At 38.9% G+C, this 22,877-nt stretch carries 18 protein-coding genes, 2 tRNA genes and 3 rRNA genes; 6 read left to right on the forward strand and 17 right to left on the reverse strand.

Annotated elements, in window-relative coordinates; genetic code table 11:
• Positions 1–24: 24 nt before the first annotated feature.
• Entirely contained in the window at positions 25–1,971 is a 1,947-nt protein-coding gene (locus FNOD_RS06180) for an early set domain-containing protein (RefSeq protein ID WP_011994339.1), read from the forward strand.
• A 60-nt stretch (positions 1,972–2,031) separates the two neighbouring features.
• Here the strand turns inward: FNOD_RS06180 and FNOD_RS06185 are convergent, their stop codons facing one another.
• The 5 genes from FNOD_RS06185 to FNOD_RS06205 all read right to left on the reverse strand — a co-directional run bounded on the left by FNOD_RS06185 (position 2,032) and on the right by FNOD_RS06205 (position 5,821).
• On the reverse strand, positions 2,032–2,508 hold the full coding sequence (locus FNOD_RS06185) for a pyridoxamine 5'-phosphate oxidase family protein (RefSeq protein WP_011994340.1): 477 nt from the start codon (positions 2,506–2,508) through the stop codon (positions 2,032–2,034).
• 85 nt (positions 2,509–2,593) lie between these two features.
• The gene (locus tag FNOD_RS06190; protein WP_011994341.1) at positions 2,594–3,781 is read right to left on the reverse strand and encodes a pyridoxal phosphate-dependent aminotransferase; all 1,188 of its coding nucleotides are present in this window, start codon (positions 3,779–3,781) and stop codon (positions 2,594–2,596) included.
• A gap of 43 nt (positions 3,782–3,824) precedes the next feature.
• Positions 3,825–4,427, reverse strand: a complete 603-nt coding sequence (locus tag FNOD_RS06195) for an IMPACT family protein (RefSeq protein WP_011994342.1) — start codon at positions 4,425–4,427, stop codon at positions 3,825–3,827.
• Entirely contained in the window at positions 4,391–4,981 is a 591-nt protein-coding gene (gene yfcE / locus FNOD_RS06200) for a phosphodiesterase (protein WP_011994343.1), read from the reverse strand. Before yfcE ends, FNOD_RS06195 begins: the two co-directional genes overlap by 37 nt.
• Positions 4,982–5,047: 66 nt before the next feature.
• Entirely contained in the window at positions 5,048–5,821 is a 774-nt protein-coding gene (locus FNOD_RS06205) for an RNA polymerase factor sigma-54 (protein ID WP_187146481.1), read from the reverse strand.
• Between the two features lie 170 nt (positions 5,822–5,991).
• Here FNOD_RS06205 and FNOD_RS06210 point away from each other — a divergent pair, with 170 nt between their 5' ends.
• On the forward strand, positions 5,992–7,179 hold the full coding sequence (locus FNOD_RS06210; protein ID WP_011993536.1) for an ISL3 family transposase: 1,188 nt from the start codon (positions 5,992–5,994) through the stop codon (positions 7,177–7,179).
• Between the two features lie 210 nt (positions 7,180–7,389).
• Here FNOD_RS06210 and FNOD_RS06215 read toward each other — a convergent pair whose 3' ends face one another.
• From FNOD_RS06215 to FNOD_RS06260, 10 genes are all read right to left on the reverse strand, one after another.
• Positions 7,390–8,280 carry a pseudouridine-5'-phosphate glycosidase gene (locus tag FNOD_RS06215; protein WP_011994345.1) on the reverse strand — a complete coding sequence of 297 codons (891 nt, stop codon included), beginning with the start codon at positions 8,278–8,280 and terminating at the stop codon, positions 7,390–7,392.
• Positions 8,281–8,304: 24 nt separating this feature from the next.
• Positions 8,305–9,108 carry a protease complex subunit PrcB family protein gene (locus tag FNOD_RS06220; protein WP_011994346.1) on the reverse strand — a complete coding sequence of 268 codons (804 nt, stop codon included), beginning with the start codon at positions 9,106–9,108 and terminating at the stop codon, positions 8,305–8,307.
• Complete coding sequence (locus FNOD_RS06225) at positions 9,105–10,637, reverse strand: GGDEF domain-containing protein (RefSeq protein ID WP_011994347.1); 1,533 nt, start codon at positions 10,635–10,637, stop codon at positions 9,105–9,107. The genes FNOD_RS06220 and FNOD_RS06225 overlap by 4 nt, the downstream gene beginning before the upstream one ends.
• Positions 10,638–10,867: 230 nt before the next feature.
• A 5S ribosomal RNA gene (gene rrf / locus FNOD_RS06230) occupies positions 10,868–10,984 on the reverse strand.
• Between the two features lie 25 nt (positions 10,985–11,009).
• Positions 11,010–13,937, reverse strand: a 23S ribosomal RNA gene (locus tag FNOD_RS06235).
• A gap of 35 nt (positions 13,938–13,972) precedes the next feature.
• Positions 13,973–14,048, reverse strand: a tRNA-Ala gene (locus FNOD_RS06240).
• A 5-nt stretch (positions 14,049–14,053) separates the two neighbouring features.
• A tRNA-Ile gene (locus FNOD_RS06245) sits at positions 14,054–14,130 on the reverse strand.
• A gap of 41 nt (positions 14,131–14,171) precedes the next feature.
• Positions 14,172–15,679, reverse strand: a 16S ribosomal RNA gene (locus FNOD_RS06250).
• Together the 16S, 23S and 5S rRNA genes with 2 tRNA genes alongside form the textbook arrangement of a ribosomal RNA operon.
• Before the next feature lie 427 nt (positions 15,680–16,106).
• A complete protein-coding gene (locus tag FNOD_RS06255) occupies positions 16,107–16,688 on the reverse strand; it encodes a LysO family transporter (protein ID WP_011994348.1) in 582 nt (193 codons plus the stop codon).
• Positions 16,685–16,960 carry a LysO family transporter gene (locus FNOD_RS06260; protein WP_041256941.1) on the reverse strand — a complete coding sequence of 92 codons (276 nt, stop codon included), beginning with the start codon at positions 16,958–16,960 and terminating at the stop codon, positions 16,685–16,687. The genes FNOD_RS06255 and FNOD_RS06260 overlap by 4 nt, the downstream gene beginning before the upstream one ends.
• Positions 16,961–17,144: 184 nt before the next feature.
• Between FNOD_RS06260 and FNOD_RS06265 the strand changes: the two genes are divergently transcribed.
• A complete protein-coding gene (locus tag FNOD_RS06265; RefSeq protein ID WP_011994350.1) occupies positions 17,145–18,305 on the forward strand; it encodes a putative DNA modification/repair radical SAM protein in 1,161 nt (386 codons plus the stop codon).
• Between the two features lie 83 nt (positions 18,306–18,388).
• Here the strand turns inward: FNOD_RS06265 and asnS are convergent, their stop codons facing one another.
• Positions 18,389–19,687, reverse strand: coding sequence for an asparagine--tRNA ligase (asnS, locus tag FNOD_RS06270; protein ID WP_011994351.1), 1,299 nt, complete (start codon positions 19,685–19,687; stop codon positions 18,389–18,391).
• A 159-nt stretch (positions 19,688–19,846) separates the two neighbouring features.
• On the opposite strand from asnS, the gene FNOD_RS06275 reads away from it, so the two are divergent.
• Both FNOD_RS06275 and FNOD_RS06280 read left to right on the forward strand, forming a co-directional pair.
• Positions 19,847–20,377, forward strand: a complete 531-nt coding sequence (locus tag FNOD_RS06275) for an NlpC/P60 family protein (protein WP_011994352.1) — start codon at positions 19,847–19,849, stop codon at positions 20,375–20,377.
• Between the two features lie 31 nt (positions 20,378–20,408).
• Positions 20,409–21,002, forward strand: coding sequence for a hypothetical protein (locus FNOD_RS06280; protein WP_011994353.1), 594 nt, complete (start codon positions 20,409–20,411; stop codon positions 21,000–21,002).
• 195 nt (positions 21,003–21,197) lie between these two features.
• Here FNOD_RS06280 and FNOD_RS09705 read toward each other — a convergent pair whose 3' ends face one another.
• Complete coding sequence (locus FNOD_RS09705) at positions 21,198–22,136, reverse strand: DDE-type integrase/transposase/recombinase (RefSeq protein WP_011993268.1); 939 nt, start codon at positions 22,134–22,136, stop codon at positions 21,198–21,200.
• 124 nt (positions 22,137–22,260) lie between these two features.
• Here FNOD_RS09705 and FNOD_RS06290 point away from each other — a divergent pair, with 124 nt between their 5' ends.
• Positions 22,261–22,857 (forward strand): GNAT family N-acetyltransferase, encoded by a 597-nt coding sequence (locus FNOD_RS06290; protein WP_011994354.1) that lies wholly within the window; start codon positions 22,261–22,263, stop codon positions 22,855–22,857.
• Positions 22,858–22,877 lie beyond the last annotated feature (20 nt).

Consider the following 22,877-nt stretch of genomic DNA (forward strand, 5'->3'; position numbering starts at 1 on the left):
CAAAATAATCAGGAGGTGCTGTGGATGAAAGGTTATAAGCTACTCATAGTTTTAGTTATTTCAGTTTTGCTAATATCTGTTACTTCAATCTTTGCGGGTGTAAAGTTTGTAAATGGCAAAGTTGTCTTTACTTTCAAAGCCGAAGCCAACGTTGTATATCTGGCAGGTAACTTTAACAATTGGAATCCAACCGCTTGGCCTATGAAACTTACCGATGGTGTTTGGACTTACGAAGTTGAACTTAAACCTGGTAGTTATCAGTATAAATACGTAATAGATGGCAAAACTTGGAAAGAAGATCCTGAAGCTCCTGCGTATGTGGACGACGGGTTTGGTGGAAAAAATGGAGCATTCACATTGACAGCTGATGGAAAAATCCTTGGTGAACAAGGTACACAACAATCCCAAGGCAAGAAATACGAATTGAATGAAAAACGAGAGAACACAATATTCGTTGACCCAGATGGATACGTTGTGATAAGGATAAATGCACCAGGTGCCAAGCATGTTTTCATAGCAGGTTCATTCAATAATTGGAACGATAAAGATACCGAATGTTATTATGTCGATGCTGGTTGGTGGGAAGCAGTTTTAGAATTGTCACCTGGAATTTACGAATATAAGTTTATAATCGATGGAAATTGGACAGTAGATCCAAATGCGTTTGGGTATACAGATGATGGTTTTGGTGGAAAAAATGCTGTCCTCGAAGTTGCGAAAGAAGGCGGAAAATTAATCGTTAGAGCTCCTCAAAATGCTACAAAATCTGAAGGAGCAAAGGAGGAAAAAACACAAGAGCAAGTAACTACAGCTGAAACAGTAAAACCAGGATTATCTATAGATGGAAATAAAGTTATCTTCGCCGTTAAAAAAGAAAATGCCCAAGAAGCTTATCTTGCAGGTTCATTCAACAGTTGGAATCCAAAAGCATTGAAAATGCAACTTGTAAACGGATACTGGGTTGCCAGCTTAGTATTACAACCAGGAACTTACGAGTATAAATACGTCTTTTTAATTGGTGGAAACTATGTATGGGAAGAAGATCCAAATGCACCAGGTTATAAATCAGACGGTTACGGCGGAAAAAATGGAATTTTCAAACTTGTCCAAAAAGATGGAAAGATTTCTATAGAAGAACTACAGCAAACAGCGGGTGGTTTACCCGTAAAAGGAGAATACAAATTCAAATACGAATTCAAAACCGACAGCACAAAATTCTTAGTTGGCAGTGCATTTTCTAATACACTAACATTATTATTCCAACCAAACGAGGAAATTTCTCTTGGAATTACTTACGATGGTGCAAATATATCAAATGCAAATGTCAAATTATACAAAGATAACTACGGTTTTGAATTATTCTACAAATCTCCTTTTGCTTATGTATCAGATGATTCGCTTTATTCAATTGGAAAAAATACAGGTGCTCTTTTTAAATACTCTCTTGGCGATTATTTACTTATAACAGGTGTGGGATACGAAAGTGGAAAACTCCCATGGATAGTAGGTATAGATGGCAAGATGTATAAATTATACGTGTCGCAAGACTATTTCTCAAGTGATGTAGCTATTGTTGGAGAAATTTCACTACCAGAGACATTCGGACTTTCAATTTGCGGAATGTACAGTTTGGATCAAACATTCTTTGTAAGTACCACATTTTCACTTAACGCATTTGGGATTTATGCATCATTTGATGGAACAAACATATACGGTAAGATAAGAACAACATTAGGAAAAGATACAATTTCACTAGATGGAAGATACGATATAAGTTATTCAAGTATAAATGTATCAGCAACCTACGCAACGGAAGGAATAGAATATTACATTGGTACAGACCTTTCAAATGTAGATGCAAAAGTAACATTTATTATGAAAGATAAAAAGTTATCACTTGGACTAAAAACTGATATTAGTGATTTCATTAATAGAACTTATTTATCTCTCTCCGGAGAAGTTAATTTCTAAATTATCAATCTAAACAAAAACTCCTCCCTAAGATTCTTTGGGAGGAGTTTTTTATTTTATTTATCTTTTCCTTGCTTTGCCACTGACGTATTCTATCTCAATTTTTATAACCCCAGTTGCTTTTCCAGAATCATTAATTTCCTTCTCTATCTTTTCCAAATTATTTGAATACTTCATGCCAAGAGTTCTCAGCACGGTTATTTTTTCTTCTCCTTCGATTAAGCTTGCTTTACCAAAAACAATAGCGCTTTGGTAAGCTGTACTAAGCTCATCTGGTAAAATTTCATAGTTTTTAACAACTGTAAAACAAACTTTTGGATGTTTTTTTATATTTTCTATCTTGTGGCCCTCAAGTGCACAGTGAATATATATAGCTTTACCGTCAAAAACATAGTTCACAGGAACTCCATAAGGGTATTCACCATTGTAAGTAGAAAGCACTCCATAATCAGCAGATTTTAAAATTTCATAAGCCTCTTCCTCGCTTAACTCTCTATCTTTTCTGCGCATACTCGGAAAATTTGGCGAATTATTCATCGTCTTTTCACTCCTTTTGTTTTTCTATACTTAAAAAAAGAAAGTCACTCCCTCGAATTAAGGAAGTGACTTTTCGATTGTATTATTATCTTCCGTTGTATTTCTTAATACCTTCACCAAGTATTTTTACAGCATCAGCTAATTTATCAGCTTCGAGTACATATGCTATCCTTATTTCACTCATTCCCGCACCGGGTGTCGCATAGAATCCGCTGAGTGGTGATACCATCGTTGTTTTTCCATCAACGTTGAATTCTTTGAGCATCCATATGATAAAATCTTCGGCATTTTCTACAGGCAATTTAGCTGATAGATAGAATGCACCTTCTGGTTTGTGAACAACAACACCTGGTATTTCTTTCATAGCATTGTATGTTGCATCTCTTCTTTTTTGGTATTCATCTCTTACCTCGTCTGTGTATTCCTTACCTAGCGTTAATAATCCAATAGCACCAAATTGCGTGGTTTCCGCAGGACAAAGTCTTGCTTGAGCGAATTTCAGAGCGTTTTTATAAAATTCTTTATTTTTTGTAACGAACGTACCAATTCTTGCGCCACAGGCACTGTAACGTTTTGAAATACTATCAACCATTATCAATTGTTCTTCTATGCCTTCGAAATGGAATGCGGAGATGTGCTTTCTACCATCGAATGTAAATTCCCTATAAACCTCATCAGAAATAATAACAAGATTGTGTTTTTTTGCAAAATCAACAATCTGTTTCATTTCCTCATAAGTATAAACCGTACCTGTTGGATTTGATGGATTAGAGAATAATATCGCCCTTGTCTTAGGTGAAACTACTTTTTCAAACGCCTCCATAGGTGGAAGTCTGTATCCATCTTCCGGATGAGCTGTAACTGGCACAAGTTTGATGTTCAAATATGAGGCAAATCCCATGTAATTTGCATAAAACGGCTCTATAGTTATAACCTCATCACCTGGGTCACAGACAACACCGAGCGCAAACATTATAGCTTCGCTACCACCATTTGTAACCATTATTTCATCAGGGGTTACGTTAATGTTGTGTTGAGCATAGTATTTAGAGAAAGCTTCCCTCAACTCGAGTAAACCTTGAGAATGTGTATATGCAACCACTTCTGGCTTGAATTTTTCTATATATTCGTACCATACCTTTGGAGTCTTTATATCTGGTTGCCCAATGTTCAAATAATAAATTTTAATACCACGTTTCTTTGCTTCATCTGCGTACGGAACAAGTCTTCTAATAGGACTCGCTGGTGTTTCAATAGCTCTTTTGGAAATCATTTCTGTATGCCTCCTTTTTAAATATAATTACTCAATTCAAAACTTATATGTACACTTCCTCTGTGCTTTCAACTTCACTTATATCTAATGGTTTATCATAAATTACCTCAAGATAAGCATAAGCTTCGGTGTACGAAATATCAAGTATGGTCACTCCCATATAAATGAGTTGTTGCATTTTCTTACCATATGAAGAAAAATCTATCTTCAATTTTTGCTTGTATGCTCTTTTTTTCACGACTATGCTTTTCATATCAACCGCTTTGTCAATAACTTCTTGAACTGCTTGTGAATAAGCATCTATTAAACCGCGCACGCCAAGTTTTACACCACCGAAATATCTAGTAACTACAACGGCTACGTTGAGAAGCTCATTTTTCCTGAGTGTATTAAGCATTGGTAACCCAGCTGTTCCGGAAGGCTCTCCCGCATCTGAAGAAAATTCCAATATATTACCATTTTCTATAACTCTGTAGGCAGGGCAGTTGTGCGTCGCATCTTTATATCTTTTAGATATTTCTGATATAAATTCTTTTGCTTTTCTTTCGTCTTCAACATATGAAAGCGTAGCGATAAATATAGAGCGTTCTATATTTATTTTGGTTTCAATTACTCCTTTAACAGTTTTGAATCTTTCAATGTCCATTTTCCCTCCATGTACACCTGCCCGTTGTCTAAATTGTAAAACTCCGCACTGAATGTATTATCCTTGACTTCTATTACCATCACACTTCTTGGAGTGTCACCTTTTGGAAGAGAAGTGCTTCCCGGATTAAGAATGTATTTTCCATCGATTTCTTCTATCTTTGATATATGTGTATGCCCATGAATAAGAAAATGGACATTTTTATCCTTAAGAAAATCCTTAACATCATTTTCTTCGAGTATCTCTCCATGAATGAGTAAAAGAGAGAAATCACCGAAATATTCCATAACCATCTTTGGCATTTCTTGAACCTCAAGCACTTTCAAATCAACATCCGCATCGCAATTCCCTCTTATGTATTTTATATCGTATTTTTTTAACATATCAATTAATGTCTTCGGATCATATGCATCAGGTAATTTATTTCGCGGACCATGATAAAGTACATCTCCAAGATGAAAAATATCGTCAAATTCATCAAGTTTAAAAAGCTTTTCAATATCTTCCCAAGCCTTAGCAGATCCGTGAGTATCACTAACAAACAAAAATTTCATACTTTCTTCCTCCCTGGGGTTTAAAAAATTTTCAGAAATGTTCAAATATATCAAAGTGTATCAAAACTATCCAAGATTATCTAAGAGATTCCTATACTTATTCACTGTTCTTCTTGAAATATTTATTCCAAGAGATTTTAAAAGTATCACCAACTGCTTATCTGTTAATTTGCTGTCTATTTTAAGTAATTCTTTTATCTCATTCATCACAAGTTTTGGGTTCAACAATCTTCCAAAGAATATTCTGAGTGGTAATACCCCTATCGGTGTGTTAACGTATTTTCTATTTACTGCTCGACTAACCGTTGAGACATGTAAACCTACCAAATTAGCAACGTATTTCATAGTCACTACGTGTGGATATTTTCGATAGCCTCTTAGAAATGGTTCATTTATCTTTCTAACAATCTCACATATTTTTCTTAACGTTTCTTCTCTCATTTCTATCGCTTTCATAACGACAGGATCTTTTACCTCAATCTTTCTAACTTCGACGTAATCAGGCATTATTGCAACATCCGGAAGGATGTAATTTTCTTCATCTTCTGAAGATAATTGATTAATCTCATCTGAAAATGCTTCGTAGATAGTATCTATTATCTCTCGTGCTTTCTCAACTGATACACCAAATTTTTGAGCAACTTCTTGCGCCGAAACTCTCAATTTTCCTTTGCTATCTATGTTGTATATAACATATTCAGCTATTTTTTCGTCTTCATCCTCTAATCCTAAAAAAGGAATCATCATCTCAAGTCGTTGATGCAAGTCCTCATGTATAGGATAATAACTATCTTCGATTTCAATGCTTATTTCCCTCTGTCCGTACTTTTCAAATAACAAATAAATAGGTGCTTCGAGCACCTCGATATAGATTTTTTCTTTAGGCTCTATAATAAATATTGGGGTGGGTAAAAAGGAAAAAATATAGCACTTATTCTGAATGCCTGCTATAATAAAAACTGTTTTATGACAAAAAAAACACTCAAAAAGAAAGGAGGCATCCAGAATAAGTGCTCAAATCTAATTATATCACTGAACTTTTAAAATCGAAAGATATTATTCTTCACCAAATGAATGAGAATGAAAGTGAAATAGAACTTCACATAAGTCAGGTACAAAAGCCCCACAAATGTCCTAAATGTGGTAATATTACAAGTAAGGTACATGATTATCACACACAGAAGGTAAAAGACGTACCTATAATGGGCAAGAAAACATATTTGATTATAAGAAAGAGAAGATATGTCTGCAAAGCATGTGGGAAGAAGTTTTTTGAACACATAAGTTTTTTAGGCAAATCTCAAAGGATGACAAATAGACTTGCAGCATATATTATAAGTCAACTTGGAAGTTTAACAAGTATGAAGGAGGTAGCAAAATACACAAATGTTTCAGTGACAACAGTTATGAGATTGTTTGATAAAGTAAATCCAGGTCAAACTGTAGATGAGTTTTCTTCTGAAGCAATATGTGTAGACGAGTTTAAAGGCAATGCAGGTGGAGCAAAATATCAATGTATATTTGTAGATCCTGTAAAAGGGCAAATAATCGAGATTTTGAAAGATAGAAAGCAAAATATTTTAATTGAGTATTTTAAGAGGCTGAAAGGTAGAGATAAAGTAAAATATTTTATCTGTGATATGTGGAGACCATTTGTAGAGGTAGCAAAAACATATTTTAAAAACGCTAAAATAGTGATAGACAAATTTCATTTTACCCGATACGTTTATTGGGCTTTAGAAAATGTGAGGAAAAGGGTACAAAAGGAATTAGGAAGTAATTTGAGGAGATATTTTAAGAGGAGTAGGAAGTTGTTATTGAAGAATTATGAAGAACTTGAGCCTGAGCAAAGAGAAGAATTAGAAGTAATGTTTTGGTATAGTCAAGATTTGAGGAAAGCCCATCAACTCAAAGAAGAATTTAAGAGAGTGTTAAAGAGCAGTAATTCTGAAGAAGCAAGACTCGTATTAAAAAAGTGGATAGAGAGAGCAGAGCAAAGTGGACTTTCTGAATTTATGAGATGTGTAAAGGTTTTTAGGAGCTGGTTTTCTGAGATAGTAAATGCATTTGATGTTCCATATACGAATAGTACGACAGAGGGTTTTAACAACAAGATAAAAGTATTAAAGAGGAATGGATTTGGATACAGGAATTTTGAAAGATTCAGGAAGAGGATTTTGTACAGTTGTGGTAGATAAGTTGAAAAAGTTGAATATTTAAAAACCCACTATATGAGTGGGCAAAAGTGGTATTAGTTTTTTTAGATTTGATTGCCTATAATATACATTAATAACATTTAATGTATGCTTGAAAAAGCTAAAAAGGTGGGCATTCAGAATACCCACCCCACTACTTGACAAAGAGCCTTTCTTTATTTGTTAGAATAAGTTTTTGCTCTATTTTAGGTTTTAAGCCATTGTCTTTAGACTTTTTGCTATCTGGCATGCTAAAAGTACGTTATTTTTGAGCAGTTCTATATTTGAAGTCAATGTTTTCCCATTACTTAGTTGTGCAATTCTTGAAAGAAGATAAGGAGTTACAGCTTTGCCTGTTATTCCTTTTTCAAAGCATTCACTCAATGCTTGCTTCATATACCCATCGACTTCCTGTTCTGATATGACAAATTCCTGTGGGATTGGATTTGCAACAAGTAACGCTCCTTCAATACCCAATGATTTTTTAGCTCTAAATATCTTTGCAATATCTTCAGGGCTATCAACACGATGCTCTAAGTTAAAGTCTGATAATCCTTCGTAAAAAATTGGAAACTTATTTGTTTTATACCCAACAACAGTTACCTGGAAAGTTTCAAGGAATTCTATAGTTTTTTTCACATCAAGGATGGATTTACACCCAGCGCTAACTACAATAACATCGCTTTTTGCCATCTCGGTAATATCTTGGGAAACGTCCCAGTCACCGATATGCACACCACCAATACCACCCGTTGCAAAAACATCAATTCCTGCAATTTTTGCAATTCTCATCGTAGCACTAACGGTAGTTGCAGCGCTCTTTTTCATACCGACTGCGTATGGGATTTCCCTTGTTCCGATCTTCAAGGGTTCGTCAGCTAGCATCTCGTTTATTTGTTCTTGAGACATTCCAACAATAATTTCACCTTTTAAAATGCCAATTGTTGCTGGGACCACTCCGTTTTCTAAAGCCATCTCCTCAAGCATTTTAGCTGTTTCCACGTTATGTGGATACGGTAAGCCATGCGCAATCACTGTACTTTCCAACGCAATTACTGGAATACCATCCTCAAGTGCCTTTTTCACTTTTTCTGAAATAATCATAGTAACACCTTCTCTAAATTCAATTTATTTAACTTTTAACGTGGAGATGAACTCTCCTAAATCTTCTATATTAACATAGATATCGTATTCTCCAACTGGAAGTTTTCCAAGTGAAATAGTTTTTGAAGGTGTCGTAAACGCTTGAGTTACCATATCTCCTTTACCCGGTCTATAGAATTTACCTGTAATCGTTATTTTACCACGTTTTCCAGTGATTGGAAATACGATATCTGGCTCATTCAACTCTAATCTATAACCACCTGTTGGGAAAGTACCAGCAATAATTTGGATGAATATTTCTTCGTCTTTCGAGGCAAAATCATTCTCGGAAATTTCTCTATATCCACTTCCCGCTCTTTGTAATACTTTCATTACTGCGCCTCCTAAATCTCCAGTTTGCACTGGGAGGATTATTTCTTCGCTCTTAGTTTTTTCCTCTGGAATGAGTTCATTGTTTATAAATATCTTCATACTACTTGGGCATAGTACAAATACTGGTTTTAGTCTAAAATATGACTTATCCTTTATACCTTGAAATTCGTAAACGTACTCTTTCTTATTTTTTTCATCCACAAGCCTCACTTTAAATTTGAAAACTCCACTGGTTACACTACTTGGTTGAAAATACCAAGCTTTAATTATGTAAGCTTTTGCTTCGTTATCGGAGAAAAGCTTTAAATACTGAATATTGAATGTTTTACTCCCCGTTGACTTAAAAAGTGAATCTGGCAATGAAGCATCTATTGGTTTAACTAAGATTTGAACTGTTTGAGCGAACGAAAGAACAATTAATACCGTAACAAATAAAAATCCAAACACCTTTTTCATAGTTTTCCCCTCCTTCTTCTTTCTTTCATTTCATACATAACCTTATCCGCCTGTGCATAAGCTTCATCAAAATTTGTGAAAGCCGCAAAACCGTAAGAAAAACCTAAACCCAGCTCATTTCTTGAAGCATTGTATATCCTTTCCATCATACCTTTAATATCTACTGATTTTGTTATTATACAAAACTCATCTCCGCCGAGCCTTATAAAATAATCTTCGCCACTTCTAATATTTTGCTTTACAATATCCGCAAAACGTTTTAATATTTTATCACCGTGGATGTGACCATAAATATCGTTAACCTCTTTAAAGTTATCTAAATCAAGTATAACAAGAATTCCTTCTGGTTTTATATACTCTATTATCTTACGATTGTACGCACCAGTTAACTTGTCAATAAGATTTTCTTGCTCTAAAATTCTTTTAATTTCCGATATATTTTTGAATTTCTTGATAGTTAACGTACCAATGTAAATTGAAAATACAATTCGACCATAAACTATCATTAACTCACCTGGTAGCTGATTAACCAGAACATACAAAGTTTGAAGTGCGGTTGTTGTAAGAAAGAGTATTGGAAAATAATATTCCTTCATTTGGTAACGAACTATCAAGAACAGTGTTAAAAAAACCATCAAAAACGAATAAAGCTCTACAAGGCTTACTAAATTATTATACATCGAAATTCTGTTAAAAGAAAAAATTGGAATAGTAAGTAAAATAGGAGTAAAAATTAAAACATTCTTCCAGAATAATTTAATTTCTCGCTTAACTAATGAATTTAATCCAAAATATATAAATGTTATACCAAACAACGGAGAAATTGTACTCAATTTTTCTAATATTAAATACATAAATTGACTACCAGAAGTTTCCCTGTAAATGAATTGTATAAGGGATAGAATTGTGAAAAAAATTGAATATCCAATGTTTAAATACAATTTCTTATCGGCAAAATCTAATAAAGAATAACTAAAAAGAAGTATATACACAATTATCATCGCGCTTCCCATTGCAATTAAAGCTATATTGTTCCTTAATAAAGTAATCCAATACGCTGTTTTTCTTGCTATATTTGCTTCGGTTATGTACGGATTATACGAAATGCCATATCCAACAGTTCCATAAATTACTAATTTCAATGTATTCTCTTCTTTCAAAACCTCTTTTGGTAATTCTTGAACAATCGCGCTAGGCCATAAATTACCACTTTTCGCGTCCCCAAAAGCATTTATAAATTTATCATTAACGTATATTTCTAACCTATTTACAATTGCTTTCTGAAAAACAATAGCCAAATCTTTTTTTAAGTTGTTTTCGTCAATTCTAAAATGTCCTGCAAGTTCTAACTTACCAGGATTATCAATTCTTTCATAAAACGGAATAGTATGGTTCCAGTTTGAGATTAATATACCTCTTGGCTTATTAAGTAAATGCATAAAAAAATCTAAGATGGCAAATATGGAAATACAAATTAATAAAACAATAAATAAAGGTAATACCAAACTAAATTTTTCCTTTATTTTCATAACTAAAATCACCCACCACATGAATAAGTTCGCAATATAAACAAAAATCAATAGAAAACTACTATTTAAATTATATCACTAAGCATGTTTAAGATGTAAAATTAACAAAATATTTACACAATTAAACTTTCTACTACAACAAATTGTATGAGAATTGAAAAATATTCAGAACAAACAAAAACAAAAACCCCCTGAATCGAAATGATTCAGGGGGTGAGGATTTAAGAAATCCTGGGCACTACCTACTCTCGCAAGCGGTCGCCCGCTTACTACCATCGGCCCACGGTGGCTTAGCGGCCAGGTTCGGAATGGTTCTGGGCGTTTCCCACCGTAGTATCGGCACCCAGGTCATTCAAAAGTGCATAGGGCTTAAAGGTGAAGGTTTCGGCCTATTAGTACCGGTTGGCTCCACGCCTCTCGGCGCTTCCACCACCAGCCTATCTAGGTCCTCTTCTCGGACCGGCCTTATGGAGGCCTCATCTCGGAGCGCGCTTCCCGCTTAGATGCTTTCAGCGGTTATCGCTCAGGAGCGTAGCTACCCAGCGTATGCACTTGGCAGTACAGCTGGTACACCAGTGGCTCCCTCACCCTGGTCCTCTCGTACAAAGGGCGACCCTCCTCAAGCCTCCTACGCCCGCAGCAGATAGGGACCGACCTGTCTCACGACGGTCTGAACCCAGCTCACGTACCCCTTTAATAGGCGAACAGCCTAACCCTTGGGACCTGCTTCAGCCCCAGGATGGGATGAGCCGACATCGAGGTGCCGAGCCTAGCCGTCGATGTGAACTCTCGGGCTAGACTAGCCTGTTATCCCCGGGGTAACTTTTGTCCGTTGATCGACGACCCTTCCACTCGGAGTCGCCGGGTCACTAGGACCGGGTTTCCCCTCTGCTCGACCCGTCGGTCTCGCAGTCAGCCCGGCTTTTGCCCTTGCACTCAACGGTGGATTTCCAACCCACCTGAGCCGAGCTTTGCGCGCCTCCGTTACTCTTTAGGAGGCGACCGCCCCAGTCAAACTGCCCACCTGGCACTGTCCCTCGCATGCTCTCCACATGCGTAGGTTAGAACTCCGCTGCAACGAGGGTGGTATCCCACCGCCGGCTCCACGTGCCCTGGCGAGCACGCTTCTTCGCCTCCCACCTATCCTGTACACGCCGCAACAGAGCACAATACCAGGTTACAGTAAAGCTCCACGGGGTCTTTCCGTCTAGCTGCGGGTACTGGGCATCTTCACCCAGACTGAAATTTCACCGGGTCCCCTGCCGAGACAGTGCCCCAGTCGTTACGCCATTCATGCAGGTCGGAACTTACCCGACAAGGAATTTCGCTACCTTAGGACCGTTATAGTTACGGCCGCCGTTTACCGGGGCTTCGGTTCGGAGCTTGCACCCCTCCCCTTAACCTTCCGGCACCGGGCAGGCGTCAGTCCCTATACTTCCTCTCATCGAGTTGGCAGAGACCTGTGTTTTTGGTAAACAGTCGCCAGGGCCATTTCTCTGCGACCACCTCGGCCTCCGTCAGTTTCCACCTCGCGGCTTCCCCTGACTTCAACCTACCGTGGCACCCCTTCTCCCGAAGTTACGGGGTCAATTTGCCGAGTTCCTTGGCAAGGGTTATCCCGCTCCCCTTAGCTTTTTCAGCCCGCCTACCTGTGTCGGTTTGCGGAACGGGCACCTGCTAACCACTACACGCGGCTTTTCTTGGCAGTGTGGCGTCAGCTCCGTTGACCCCTTTCGGAGTCTCCCCTTCACGGCTCAGCTCAGACTGCGGACTTACCTACAGCCCTCTTCGCCTAACCGCTTGGAGGGATTTGCCACTTATCCCCAGAGCTTAGCCTCCTGCGTCCCCGCTTGCAGTATCGGTTAGCCGGTGGTACCGGAATATTAACCGGTTTCCCATCGGATACCCCTTTCGGGTTTTCCTTAGGTCCCGACTTACCCTGGGCGGACGACCCTTCCCCAGGTACCCTTAGGCTTTCGGGGGGATGGATTCTCACCATCCTCTCGTATACTCATGCCTGGATTCTCACTTCCGCTTCGTCCAGTAGCTCTCTCGAGTCTACCTTCTCCCTACCGCGGAACGCTCCCCTACCAATCTACCTAACGGTAGATTCCGTGGCTTCGGGGGGTGGCTTCAGCCCCGCACATTTTCGGCGCAGTGCGGCTCGACCGGTGAGCTGTTACGCACTCTTTAAATGATGGCTGCTTCTAAGCCAACATCCCGGTTGTCTGGGCCACACCACATCCTTCCTCTTCACACTTAGCCACCTCTCCGGGCCCTTAGCCGACGGTCTGGGTTGTTCCCCTCTCGTCCGTGAAGCTTATCCCTCACGGGCTCACTCCCAGGATCTCGTGTGGCGGCATTCGGAGTTTGACAGGGTTCGCAGGTTACCCCACTAGCCCTACCAGCGCTCTACCTCCACCACAGAACTCCTGAGGCTGCACCTCAATGCATTTCGGGGAGAACCAGCTATCACCGAGTTCGGTTAGCTTTTCACTCCTACCCACAGGTCATCCGAGGATTTTTCACGATCCACCGGTTCGGACCTCCAGTGGGTTTTACCCCACCTTCATCCTGCCCATGGGTAGCTCACCCGGCTTCGGGTCTATCGCTACTGACTCGCGCCCTATTCGGACTCGCTTTCGCTCCGGCTCCGCCTTTATCGGCTTAACCTCGCCAGCAGCGATAACTCCCAGGCTCATTAATCAAAAGGCACATCGTCACCCTCGCGGGCTCCGACTTCTTGTAGGCATGCAGTTTCAGGTCTCTTTCACTCCCCTTCCGGGGGGCTTTTCACCTTTCCCTCACGGTACTGGTTGCGCTATCGGTCGGCGAGGAGTATTTAGCCTTGGAGGGTGGTCCCCCCTGATTCACGCGGGATTCCTCGAGTCCCGCGCTACTCGGGATCACAGTCACTCCTTCATCACTCATTTCGCCTACGGGACTGTCACCCTCTTCGGTCAGCCTTCCCAGACTGTTCAGCTATGAGTGATTACGGAGCGGACTCAGCCTAACTGTGTCCCACAACCCCAGCCTTTCGGCTGGTTTAGGCTCCTCCCCTTTCGATCGCCTCTACTCAGGGAATCTCGTTTGATTTCTTTTCCTCCGGGTACTGAGATGTTTCACTTCCCCGGGTCTCGCGCCTCTCGGCGTGCACGCTTTCACGTGCACAGGTTGCCCCATTCGGGTATCCCGGGATCAACGCTCGCTTGCAGCTCCCCCGGGCTTTTCGCAGCTTGCCACGCCCTTCTTCGCCTCTCGCCGCCTAGGCATCCACTGCATGCCCTTACTACCTTCACCTTCTTCCCTATGCACTTTTCAATGACCTGTCCCATTGGTGGAGACAAGGGGATTCGAACCCCTGACCCCCTGCTTGCAAAGCAGGTGCTCTCCCAGCTGAGCTATGTCCCCACCCATGGTGGGCTCGGGAGGAATCGAACCTCCGACCTCACGCTTATCAGGCGTGCGCTCTGACCTTCTGAGCTACGAGCCCAATCACTCAAATACGAATAGCAGCCACCTGTCTCTCCTTAGAAAGGAGGTGATCCAGGCGCACCTTCCGGTACACCTACCTTGTTACGACTTAGCCCCCCTCACCACGTTCACCCTCAACGGTATGCCTAAGCATTACCGTCTTCGGGTGCCCGCAACTCGGGTGGCTTGACGGGCGGTGTGTACAAGGCCCGGGAACGTATTCACCGCGGCGTGGCTGATCCGCGATTACTAGCGATTCCGGCTTCATGTGGGCGGGTTTCAGCCCACAATCTGAACTGGGGGACGGTTTGAGGGTTTTGCTCACCATCACTGGCTCGCTTCCCGCTGTCCGCCCCATTGTAGCGCGTGTGTCGCCCAGGACATAAGGGGCACGAGTATCTGACGTCATCCCCTCCTTCCTCCGGCTCGTCGCCGGCAGTCCCCTTAGAGTGCCCACCTTTCGTGCTGGCAACTAAGGGCAGGGGTTGCGCTCGTTGCGGGACTTAACCCAACACCTCACGGCACGAGCTGACGACGACCGTGCACCACCTGTGCTGGCTCACTACCTTACGGTAGCGTCCCTCACCTTTCGGCTCGGTACCACCAGCATGTCAAGCCCTGGTAAGGTTCTTGGCTTAGCTTCCAATTAAACCACACGCTCCACCGCTTGTGCGGGCCCCCGTCAATTCCTTTGAGTTTCACCCTTGCGGGCATACTCCCCAGGCGGCTCACTTATCGCGTTAGCTTCAGCACGGAGCCTTCCGGCCCCACACCTAGTGAGCATCGTTTACGGCTAGGACTACCCGGGTATCTAATCCGGTTCGCTCCCCTAGCTTTCGTGCCTCAGCGTCGGTTACGGCCCAGCAGACCGACTTCTCCACCGGCGTTCCTGCTGATATCTACGGATTTCACCCCTACACCAGCAGTTCCATCTGCCTCTGCCGCACCCAAGCCCTGCAGTTTCCAGCGCAATCCCACAGTTGAGCCGTGGTATTTAACGCCAGACACACAGGGCCACCTACGCACCCTTTACGCCCAGTGATTCCGGGTAACGCTCGCCCCCTACGTATTACCGCGGCTGCTGGCACGTAGTTAGCCGGGGCTTATTCGCTAGGTACCATCAGTACTTTTTCCCTAGCAAAAGGAGTTTACACCCCGAAGGGCTTCGTCCTCCACGCGGCGTCGCTGGATCAGGCTTTCGCCCATTGTCCAATATCCCCCACTGCTGCCTCCCGTAGGAGTAGGGCCCGTGTCTCAGTGCCCTTGTGGCCGACCATCCTCTCAGATCGGCTACCCGTCGTCGGCTTGGTAGGCCGTTACCCTACCAACTACCTGATGGGCCGCAGGCCGCTCCCCTGGCGCCTTCCGGCCTTTACTCTCCCGAGTCTATGGCGGATTACCTACAGTTTCCCGTAGCTATCCGCCTCCAGGGGGCACGTTCCTACGTGTTACGCACCCGTCCGCCGCTATGCAGCCTTCAACCGAAGTCTCCAGCTGCACCGCTCGACTTGCATGTGTTAGGCACGCCGCCAGCGTTCACCCTGAGCCAGGATCAAACCCTCCAAGCTAATCTTCAGGTTCAACCCTGCTCTTTATCTTTTTTTCGGTGGCTGCTATTCATATTTCAATGACCGGACTCTTTCCTTCACTTCATCGTGTCAATCTTTTATCGCGCGTTTCATACTTTACCACGTTCGCTTATTTTTGTCAAGGGGTATTTTTATTCGTTTTTTCATTTCGCTTTTTTCTCAAGCGTTTCTTAATTTACCACATTCACTTGTTTTTGTCAACTGACTTTTTTATTTTTTTGTTTTTCTTTTTCTTGCGCTTTGCTTTTTCGCAGCGCGAGTTTCATTCTACACCATCTTTTGTTAACTGTAAAGCCTTCTCGCGTAACAACTATACTCATTTATTTGTTACAAATTGCATTATATTTCCTACTACTCAGGCGTTTAATAAATCTTTAAAGCTTATGGATAAAAGAAAAATAAAATTTTACACACCTAAAAGTTTCAGAAAAAGATTAACGAATACGGGTACTAAAATTGAAACTACAAACCCATGGCCAAACGAAATAAGTGCTGTTTCTCTATCGCTATACATAGAAATAATTCCTAATAAGGTATCCATTGATGTAGCACCAGCAACGGATATAGTACCATATCTGCTTTTTTTCAAAGCAAACGGCGAAATGATTATAGCTATCAATTCCCTAAGTACATTCGCAAAGAAAGAAATGCTCCCAATATACGCACTGTATGTACTGGTAATTATAACCGCTGATAAGCTATACCAACCAAAGCCAGATGCCGCAAGAAGTGTTTCAAGCTTTTTCAGTGGTAAAAATAGCGAAAGTATAAATGCGAATATTAGAGTCCCCACTATTGTCGAAATTATTGTCATGAGTATACCTTTTAAAAATCTCTTCTCTATTTTTTCTTTACTTAAATCAAGACCAACTAAAAAAACAAGCGCATAAAGAATTATTTCAACCGCTTTACCATGTAATTCAAAATGAGTTAGTCTTCCTATAAAAAGACCTGATATAACTGATAAAATTAGGAATAAAGCACTCATTTTTTCCGCCCTGCCTTTTCAAAAAGTTTTTCGGAAATGTAACCAAATAAAAAGCTCCCGATACTTCCAAATAAAGCTATAAGAAATGCATAAAGAAATATCTCATCAATCTTTTTGAAAAGCTCATCGTTGGCACCTATCTCAAGACCTAATGAAAACAGCAAGAGCATAGTCAAAATTATAACGACTTTGAATTTGCTTATCCATTCAGTTTTGATGAATTTCCCTATAAAGAAACCTGCAAAGAATACTATCAAAACATACCATATCATTTTTCTCACCTTTTTCAGTTATTTTTTGAGCGCTTGTAACTATTCTGGATAGTCAATTTTTTCCCAAATTTTGCCAGTTTCAGTTATTGTACAAAACTAATTAAATTTTATCATTTTTGAACTGTTTTGAAAATATATTTTTTCATGATATAATATATACAAAAGTATACTTGGAGGGGTTGGTATGACGCTTGAAGAAAAATTGAGTATTCTTTCTGCTGCTGCAAAATATGATGTTTCATGCTCTTTTGGGGAAAGAAGAAAAAATTTTGTATATTACAGCGCAGCAAACGGTAAATACATTCCCATACTAAAGATATTACTTTCAAATGCGTGCATATATGACTGTGCGTACTGTATAAACAGAAAATCAAATAACATAAGACGAGCAACGTTTACAGTCGATGAGGTGGTAAAATTAACTCTAGATCTTTACAAAAGGAATTATATAGAAGGTCTTTTTTTGAGTTCGGCAATAATAAGGGACCCAAATTACACTATGGAACAAATGATTAAAGTTGCAAAAAAACTCAAGGAAGAAGAAAAATTTCCTGGATATATCCACTTAAAGATAATTCCTGGCGCAGATGAAAAATTGATTGAAAAAGCAGGAATGTTTGCAGACAGGGTAAGTATAAATGTTGAATTTTTGAAAAAAGAGGCGTTTTTCAATCTCACACCTGAAAAAAAACCGGAAGAAATACAAAGGCCTTTACATATTTCCTCAATTAAATATCTTCAATACGTTGAAGAAAAAAAGAGGCACCCACATGTAAATCCATATTCTCCTCTCGGACAAACAACACAAATAATAGTTGGTGCAACTAACGAATCAGATAAAAAAATAATAGAGTTTTCAAATAAGCTCTATAAAGTGTATAAACTTAAGAGGGTATACTATTCAGGATATGTTGCTATAAATAACGATGAAAGACTTCCTCAAAAGAGCGAAAATCCCTTAAGAGAACATAGACTATACCAAGCAGACTTTCTCATAAGATTTTACAATTACTCTATAGAAGAAATTTTTGATAATTCGGAAAATCTAGACTTAAATATTGATCCGAAAACGCTTTGGGCATTAAAACATCCAGAGCTCTTTCCAATAGATATATCAAGAGCAAAATTTGATGAATTAATAAGGATTCCAGGGATTGGTTTGAAATCTGCCAGAAAAATAATTGAACTAAGAAAGTACGGAACACTTAACCTTGATGCTCTAGAAAAAATAGGAGTTTCGCTAAAAAGAGCTAAAGACTTTATAACCGTTAAAGGTAAAACATTTAAGGATTTAAAAACTTATATGCCTTTGTTTGAATTTTCTCAAAATGAGTACGATTCGTAATTGTTTAATATTTATATTAAAAAAACCCGTTTCTAGTTCGCTACTACTAGAAACGGGGTTATTAAAAATTTGGCTTATAGTTATTAAGGATGGACTCTGTACAACGTTCTTGCAAATGGTATGGCTTCTCTTATGTGTTCTAAACTAGCAATCCATGCAATTGTCCTCTCAACACCAAGACCAAATCCACTGTGAGGAACACTTCCGAACTTTCGTAAGTCTAAGTACCAGTCGTATTTTTCAACAGGCAAATTGTTTTCTTTCAGTCTTTCAACCATAAGATCGTAATCGTGTATACGTTGCGATGCGCCTATAATTTCTCCATAGCCTTCCGGTGCCAATAAGTCATCGCACAACACAACTTCTGGGTTGTTAGGATCAGGTTGCATATAAAATGCTTTTGCTTGCCTTGGATAATGAGTTACAAATAATGGGCTGTCAAATTGTTTTGCCAACACCGTTTCTTCATCTCCTCCAAAATCATCGCCCCATTTTATATCAAAACCTTGCTTCTGAAGGAATTTAACAGCTTCCGTGTAAGTCATCCTTGGGAATGGCTTTTGGACTTTTTCAAGCTTTGATACATCTCTTCCAATTGCGACCAAATCGTCGTATACATTATTTAGAACGTACTGGACTATATAGTAAACAAGATCTTCCTGGAGTTTGACATTATCTTCATGTTCATAGTAAGCGACTTCTGCTTCGTTCATCCAAAATTCGATAAGATGTCTTCGCGTTTTGGACTTTTCTGCCCTGAATGTTGGGCCAAGGTTGAATACTTTACCCAAAGCCATACAAGCGGCCTCAAGATAAAGTTGACCAGTTTGTGTAAGATAAACTTTTCCATAATCGAAGTAATCTACTTCAAACAAATTACCAGCTGTTTCACCTATCGCGCCTGTAAATATAGGCGTATCAACTTGGACAAAATCCCTTTCCCAATAGAATTTCCTTATAGCTTTTATAACCGCATCCCTTATTCTCAGTATGTGGAATTGTCTTTTGGCTCTAAGCCATAGGTGTCTGTGTTCCATCAAGTATTCTATACTGTGATCTGGTTTTTGAATTGGGAAATCCTCAGTCGGTATTTGAACAGGAACAACTTCATTAGCAAGAATCTCAACACCATTAGGTGCTCTTTCATCACTTCTTACCTTACCACGAACAATTAAAGATGATTCTAGTCTAAGTTTATCTGCTTTCTCAAAATTTTCGTCACCAACTATTGATTTTTCAATTACTACTTGAACAAAGCCCGTTCCATCTCTCATTTCAACAAAAGTAATTTTTCCACTCGATCTTTTCCTTCTAACCCAACCTCTTAGCTCGATATCTTGACCTATATAATTCTTAAGATCCTTGATGTAAACCCATTCCATCTCATCAAACCTCCTTAACCAGCGCGGATTATAAATTAAAAACTAAATTGATTATACCATAATCAGATGACAAAATACACAGGGTTTTTAAAATTTTTGTGATATAATATTTTTTAGTTAAATGCTGAAATATCGAAAAATCAAGGAGGAACAATTTTTATGAGAAGATTTAATGTGATAGCGACTATTAGTCTATTAGTTATATTTACTATATCATCATTTTCTTTCACTACAAGAGAATTAACAAATTCTGAAATTGAGCAAATATTCAATATACTTTCAAAACTGAAAGGTACTCCATATGTCTGGGGTGGAACAAGCGAATCCGGAATAGACTGTAGCGGCCTCATCATATTTCTGCTTAATCAAATTGGTTTTAAAAAAATGATATACAAACAAACACTAGTATACGATGTGACAGCTGATAACTTTTACAAATATAACACCAAACCTATCCAAAACATAAAAGAGCTAAAAAAAGGGGATTTAATATTTTTTGATATGAACGAAGATAGTGTTTTCGACCACGTTGTTATATTCGAAATGATTGACCCATACGGTAAAATATGGGTATGGGACGCAGCCGAGATGCCAGATGGTATCCATCAAAATAAAGTCGATAGGCGCCCACTTTCTTTAATTAATGCAAGGAAATATGCTTTTGGAAGAATTATCGTAGCAATTGAATAAAGGCTAATTTGGAATTAAAGGCGATAAAATTATGGAAAAATTATATTACTATGTCAGGCGTATATTTGACAAAGCTATCAATTTCCTTAATTTAATAATCAAAAAGAAGAATCATCGAAAAGTTATAACACTTGCAATTATACATTTCGATGGTATGGATTTGAAAAGGCTTATAAATGAGTTTAGAGCTGAGTTAAAATCGGCAGATATAATCATCGGTAAAAACTTGAAATCAGCCGAATTGAAGAAAAATAGTATCCAATTAAAGGGCAAAAATTTTATTTTTCTAAATAAAGATTCAAAAGAAATGGAAGTATCAGGTCAAATGGTAGATTTTATTGATAACTTTGATGTAAAAAAATTACGCTCGTTTGAAAGACGTGGTGTAAAGGTTGTGACCGTAAATGATAAAAAAACTGCATGGATGATAAGCCAAATGTTCGCTTTTTATTGCGTAGTTCCTTCCGAACCATTCCAAGAGTGTGTGATAACTTCCCCTATCCCTCTCACGCGTAACTCCGACGGATACTATTTTACTAAGATTGCATATAGAAACCAAGTAACTTTAGTAGATTTGAATATCGAAATTCTAAATGATTTTAGAAATCCTCAACAACAAGAGTAACGAGTTGAAAACATTTCCACAAAACCACATAAAAAATGTATAGAAAACTTTCTTATTTTTCAATCCTTTCCTAATACGCCTCTATCTTTTCATTTGCTTTTCATTTTTTCTATTTTATATAAGTATGCTCAACATTGTAACATTTTTATTAATCGTAAATGGGTGGTAAAATTCTTGTATGAACTTTTGATGCTGTTAACTAGTAGTGATGATGGAAGCTAAAGCTGTAATCATCTCATTTTCGTTCTCATATAACTTGCATAGGTTCCTTACTACACAAAAACCATTTACATAGTACCGTATGTTGCTAAATTTCTTGAAGCTCCTTTTCGCTCTAACAAACATCTTAAATAACGAAAATTTCGATTCACATTCGTTGTTTTTACCTAGTCTTACTTCTCTGTGCTCAACATTATCAAAATTTAGTTTCACTGCTATCTCGTACGCTTTTAGTCCATCGGTTATTAACTCTATTTGTGTGTTTTGTTTTCTTTGACTAAAGTATTTATCTAACAATATCTTAACTTGTGACATATCACGATATCTTGATACATGCCAAGCTACTATTAAATTCGTACCATGCTCAACTAATAGCCACACATAGTACTTTTTGTCTCGAAATACAATAACTGTTTCATCACCGTGAACTTTAAATACATTCTCAAACTCAAAAAGCGAAATAACAGAAGATAACTTGATAATCCATTTGTAAATAGCAACATGAGAGACATTGATATTCAAGCAAGCTTTAATAGCACGAAGAGAAAGGTTGTATTTGAAGTACAAGATGAAAGCTTTGAGAATGATATAGATAGGGAAACGAAAGAATTTGAAGGGATGAAAGTTGAAAGGTACAGGCTGAGGAAGAGAAAGCGGAACAGAAGTTTTGAAGTTGCACTTTCTGCATCTGAAACGAACGAAATAACGGCGGATTTTGTAAATTTCCATGACATGGTTACAATGAACACAACGAGGGTAAGGGAAAGAGAAGAGTTTGTGTTTTTTGGTAAAAGAAAGTTTAAAGTAACGCTTGCAGTCTTTGCAAAAGAAGATTTGGTTTTTGAACTTATCATGACCGTTTTTGATGAAGTTAGAAGAGCCACAATGAGGGCATTTGAGTTGGACATTAACCATATCGGGATACCTCCTTATTGAGAGTATATTGGGGGGTGTCCCCTATTTAAGAAGATAATATGGTTTTTGAAATTTATCAATACCTTTGGTTAACAAAATCTAATAATCTTTGGGAGTGATTTTTATGGAAAATATCAGAAAAGCAAATGTTTCAGATTCTGATGTTGTCGCAACACTTATTTTGGAGACCGGGTTTCGATTTTTACCTCTGATTTTTGGACCACATGTTAAATTAATACTTGGAAGATTAATTAAAACTCCAGGAACAGTGTATTACTTAGATAACATATACGTTCTTGAATTAGACGAAAGTAAAGTTGTTGGAGTTATAGTTTGTTATCCTGGAGGGGTTATAAGAAAAAGAGCACTAAAGACCGCGGCGGTTTTATTTCAGTTAATGGGGTTCGAACTTATAAAACGTTTAGGAATTTTCAGATTAGTTTGGACGAGAAACAAAGTAAGCAAAAATGAATTTTACATATCTAACGTAGCTGTAGATAAAAACCATCGCGGTATGGGTTATGGTAAGAAGTTGATGCTTTACGCCGAAAAACTTGCACATGAAAATGGGTTTTCAAAAATCACATTAGATGTGGAAAATACAAATACGGCAGCGATAGATTTATATAAGCGAATCGGTTACGTTGGAAAAAGTGTCAAAAGGATAAATATAAAAGGGAATAAATTTGTTTTTGTAAGAATGGAAAAGAAATTATCGTAAAAAATACCGAAGAAAATTAT

It is taken from the genome of Fervidobacterium nodosum Rt17-B1 (assembly GCF_000017545.1).
In the GTDB taxonomy this organism is placed as follows: Bacteria; Thermotogota; Thermotogae; order Thermotogales; family Fervidobacteriaceae; genus Fervidobacterium; species Fervidobacterium nodosum.

Coding starts and splice junctions, on each gene's coding strand:
- FNOD_RS06180 (WP_011994339.1), top strand. CDS start 25: ATGAAAGGTTATAAGCTACTCATAGTTTTAGTTATTTCAGTTTTGCTA.
- FNOD_RS06185 (WP_011994340.1), bottom strand. CDS start 2,508: ATGAATAATTCGCCAAATTTTCCGAGTATGCGCAGAAAAGATAGAGAG.
- FNOD_RS06190 (WP_011994341.1), bottom strand. CDS start 3,781: ATGATTTCCAAAAGAGCTATTGAAACACCAGCGAGTCCTATTAGAAGA.
- FNOD_RS06195 (WP_011994342.1), bottom strand. CDS start 4,427: ATGGACATTGAAAGATTCAAAACTGTTAAAGGAGTAATTGAAACCAAA.
- yfcE (WP_011994343.1), bottom strand. CDS start 4,981: ATGAAATTTTTGTTTGTTAGTGATACTCACGGATCTGCTAAGGCTTGG.
- FNOD_RS06215 (WP_011994345.1), bottom strand. CDS start 8,280: ATGATTATTTCAGAAAAAGTGAAAAAGGCACTTGAGGATGGTATTCCA.
- FNOD_RS06220 (WP_011994346.1), bottom strand. CDS start 9,108: ATGAAAAAGGTGTTTGGATTTTTATTTGTTACGGTATTAATTGTTCTT.
- FNOD_RS06225 (WP_011994347.1), bottom strand. CDS start 10,637: ATGAAAATAAAGGAAAAATTTAGTTTGGTATTACCTTTATTTATTGTT.
- FNOD_RS06255 (WP_011994348.1), bottom strand. CDS start 16,688: ATGAGTGCTTTATTCCTAATTTTATCAGTTATATCAGGTCTTTTTATA.
- FNOD_RS06260 (WP_041256941.1), bottom strand. CDS start 16,960: ATGATATGGTATGTTTTGATAGTATTCTTTGCAGGTTTCTTTATAGGG.
- FNOD_RS06265 (WP_011994350.1), top strand. CDS start 17,145: ATGACGCTTGAAGAAAAATTGAGTATTCTTTCTGCTGCTGCAAAATAT.
- asnS (WP_011994351.1), bottom strand. CDS start 19,687: ATGGAATGGGTTTACATCAAGGATCTTAAGAATTATATAGGTCAAGAT.
- FNOD_RS06275 (WP_011994352.1), top strand. CDS start 19,847: ATGAGAAGATTTAATGTGATAGCGACTATTAGTCTATTAGTTATATTT.
- FNOD_RS06280 (WP_011994353.1), top strand. CDS start 20,409: ATGGAAAAATTATATTACTATGTCAGGCGTATATTTGACAAAGCTATC.
- FNOD_RS09705 (WP_011993268.1), bottom strand. CDS start 22,136: ATGGTTAATGTCCAACTCAAATGCCCTCATTGTGGCTCTTCTAACTTC.
- FNOD_RS06290 (WP_011994354.1), top strand. CDS start 22,261: ATGGAAAATATCAGAAAAGCAAATGTTTCAGATTCTGATGTTGTCGCA.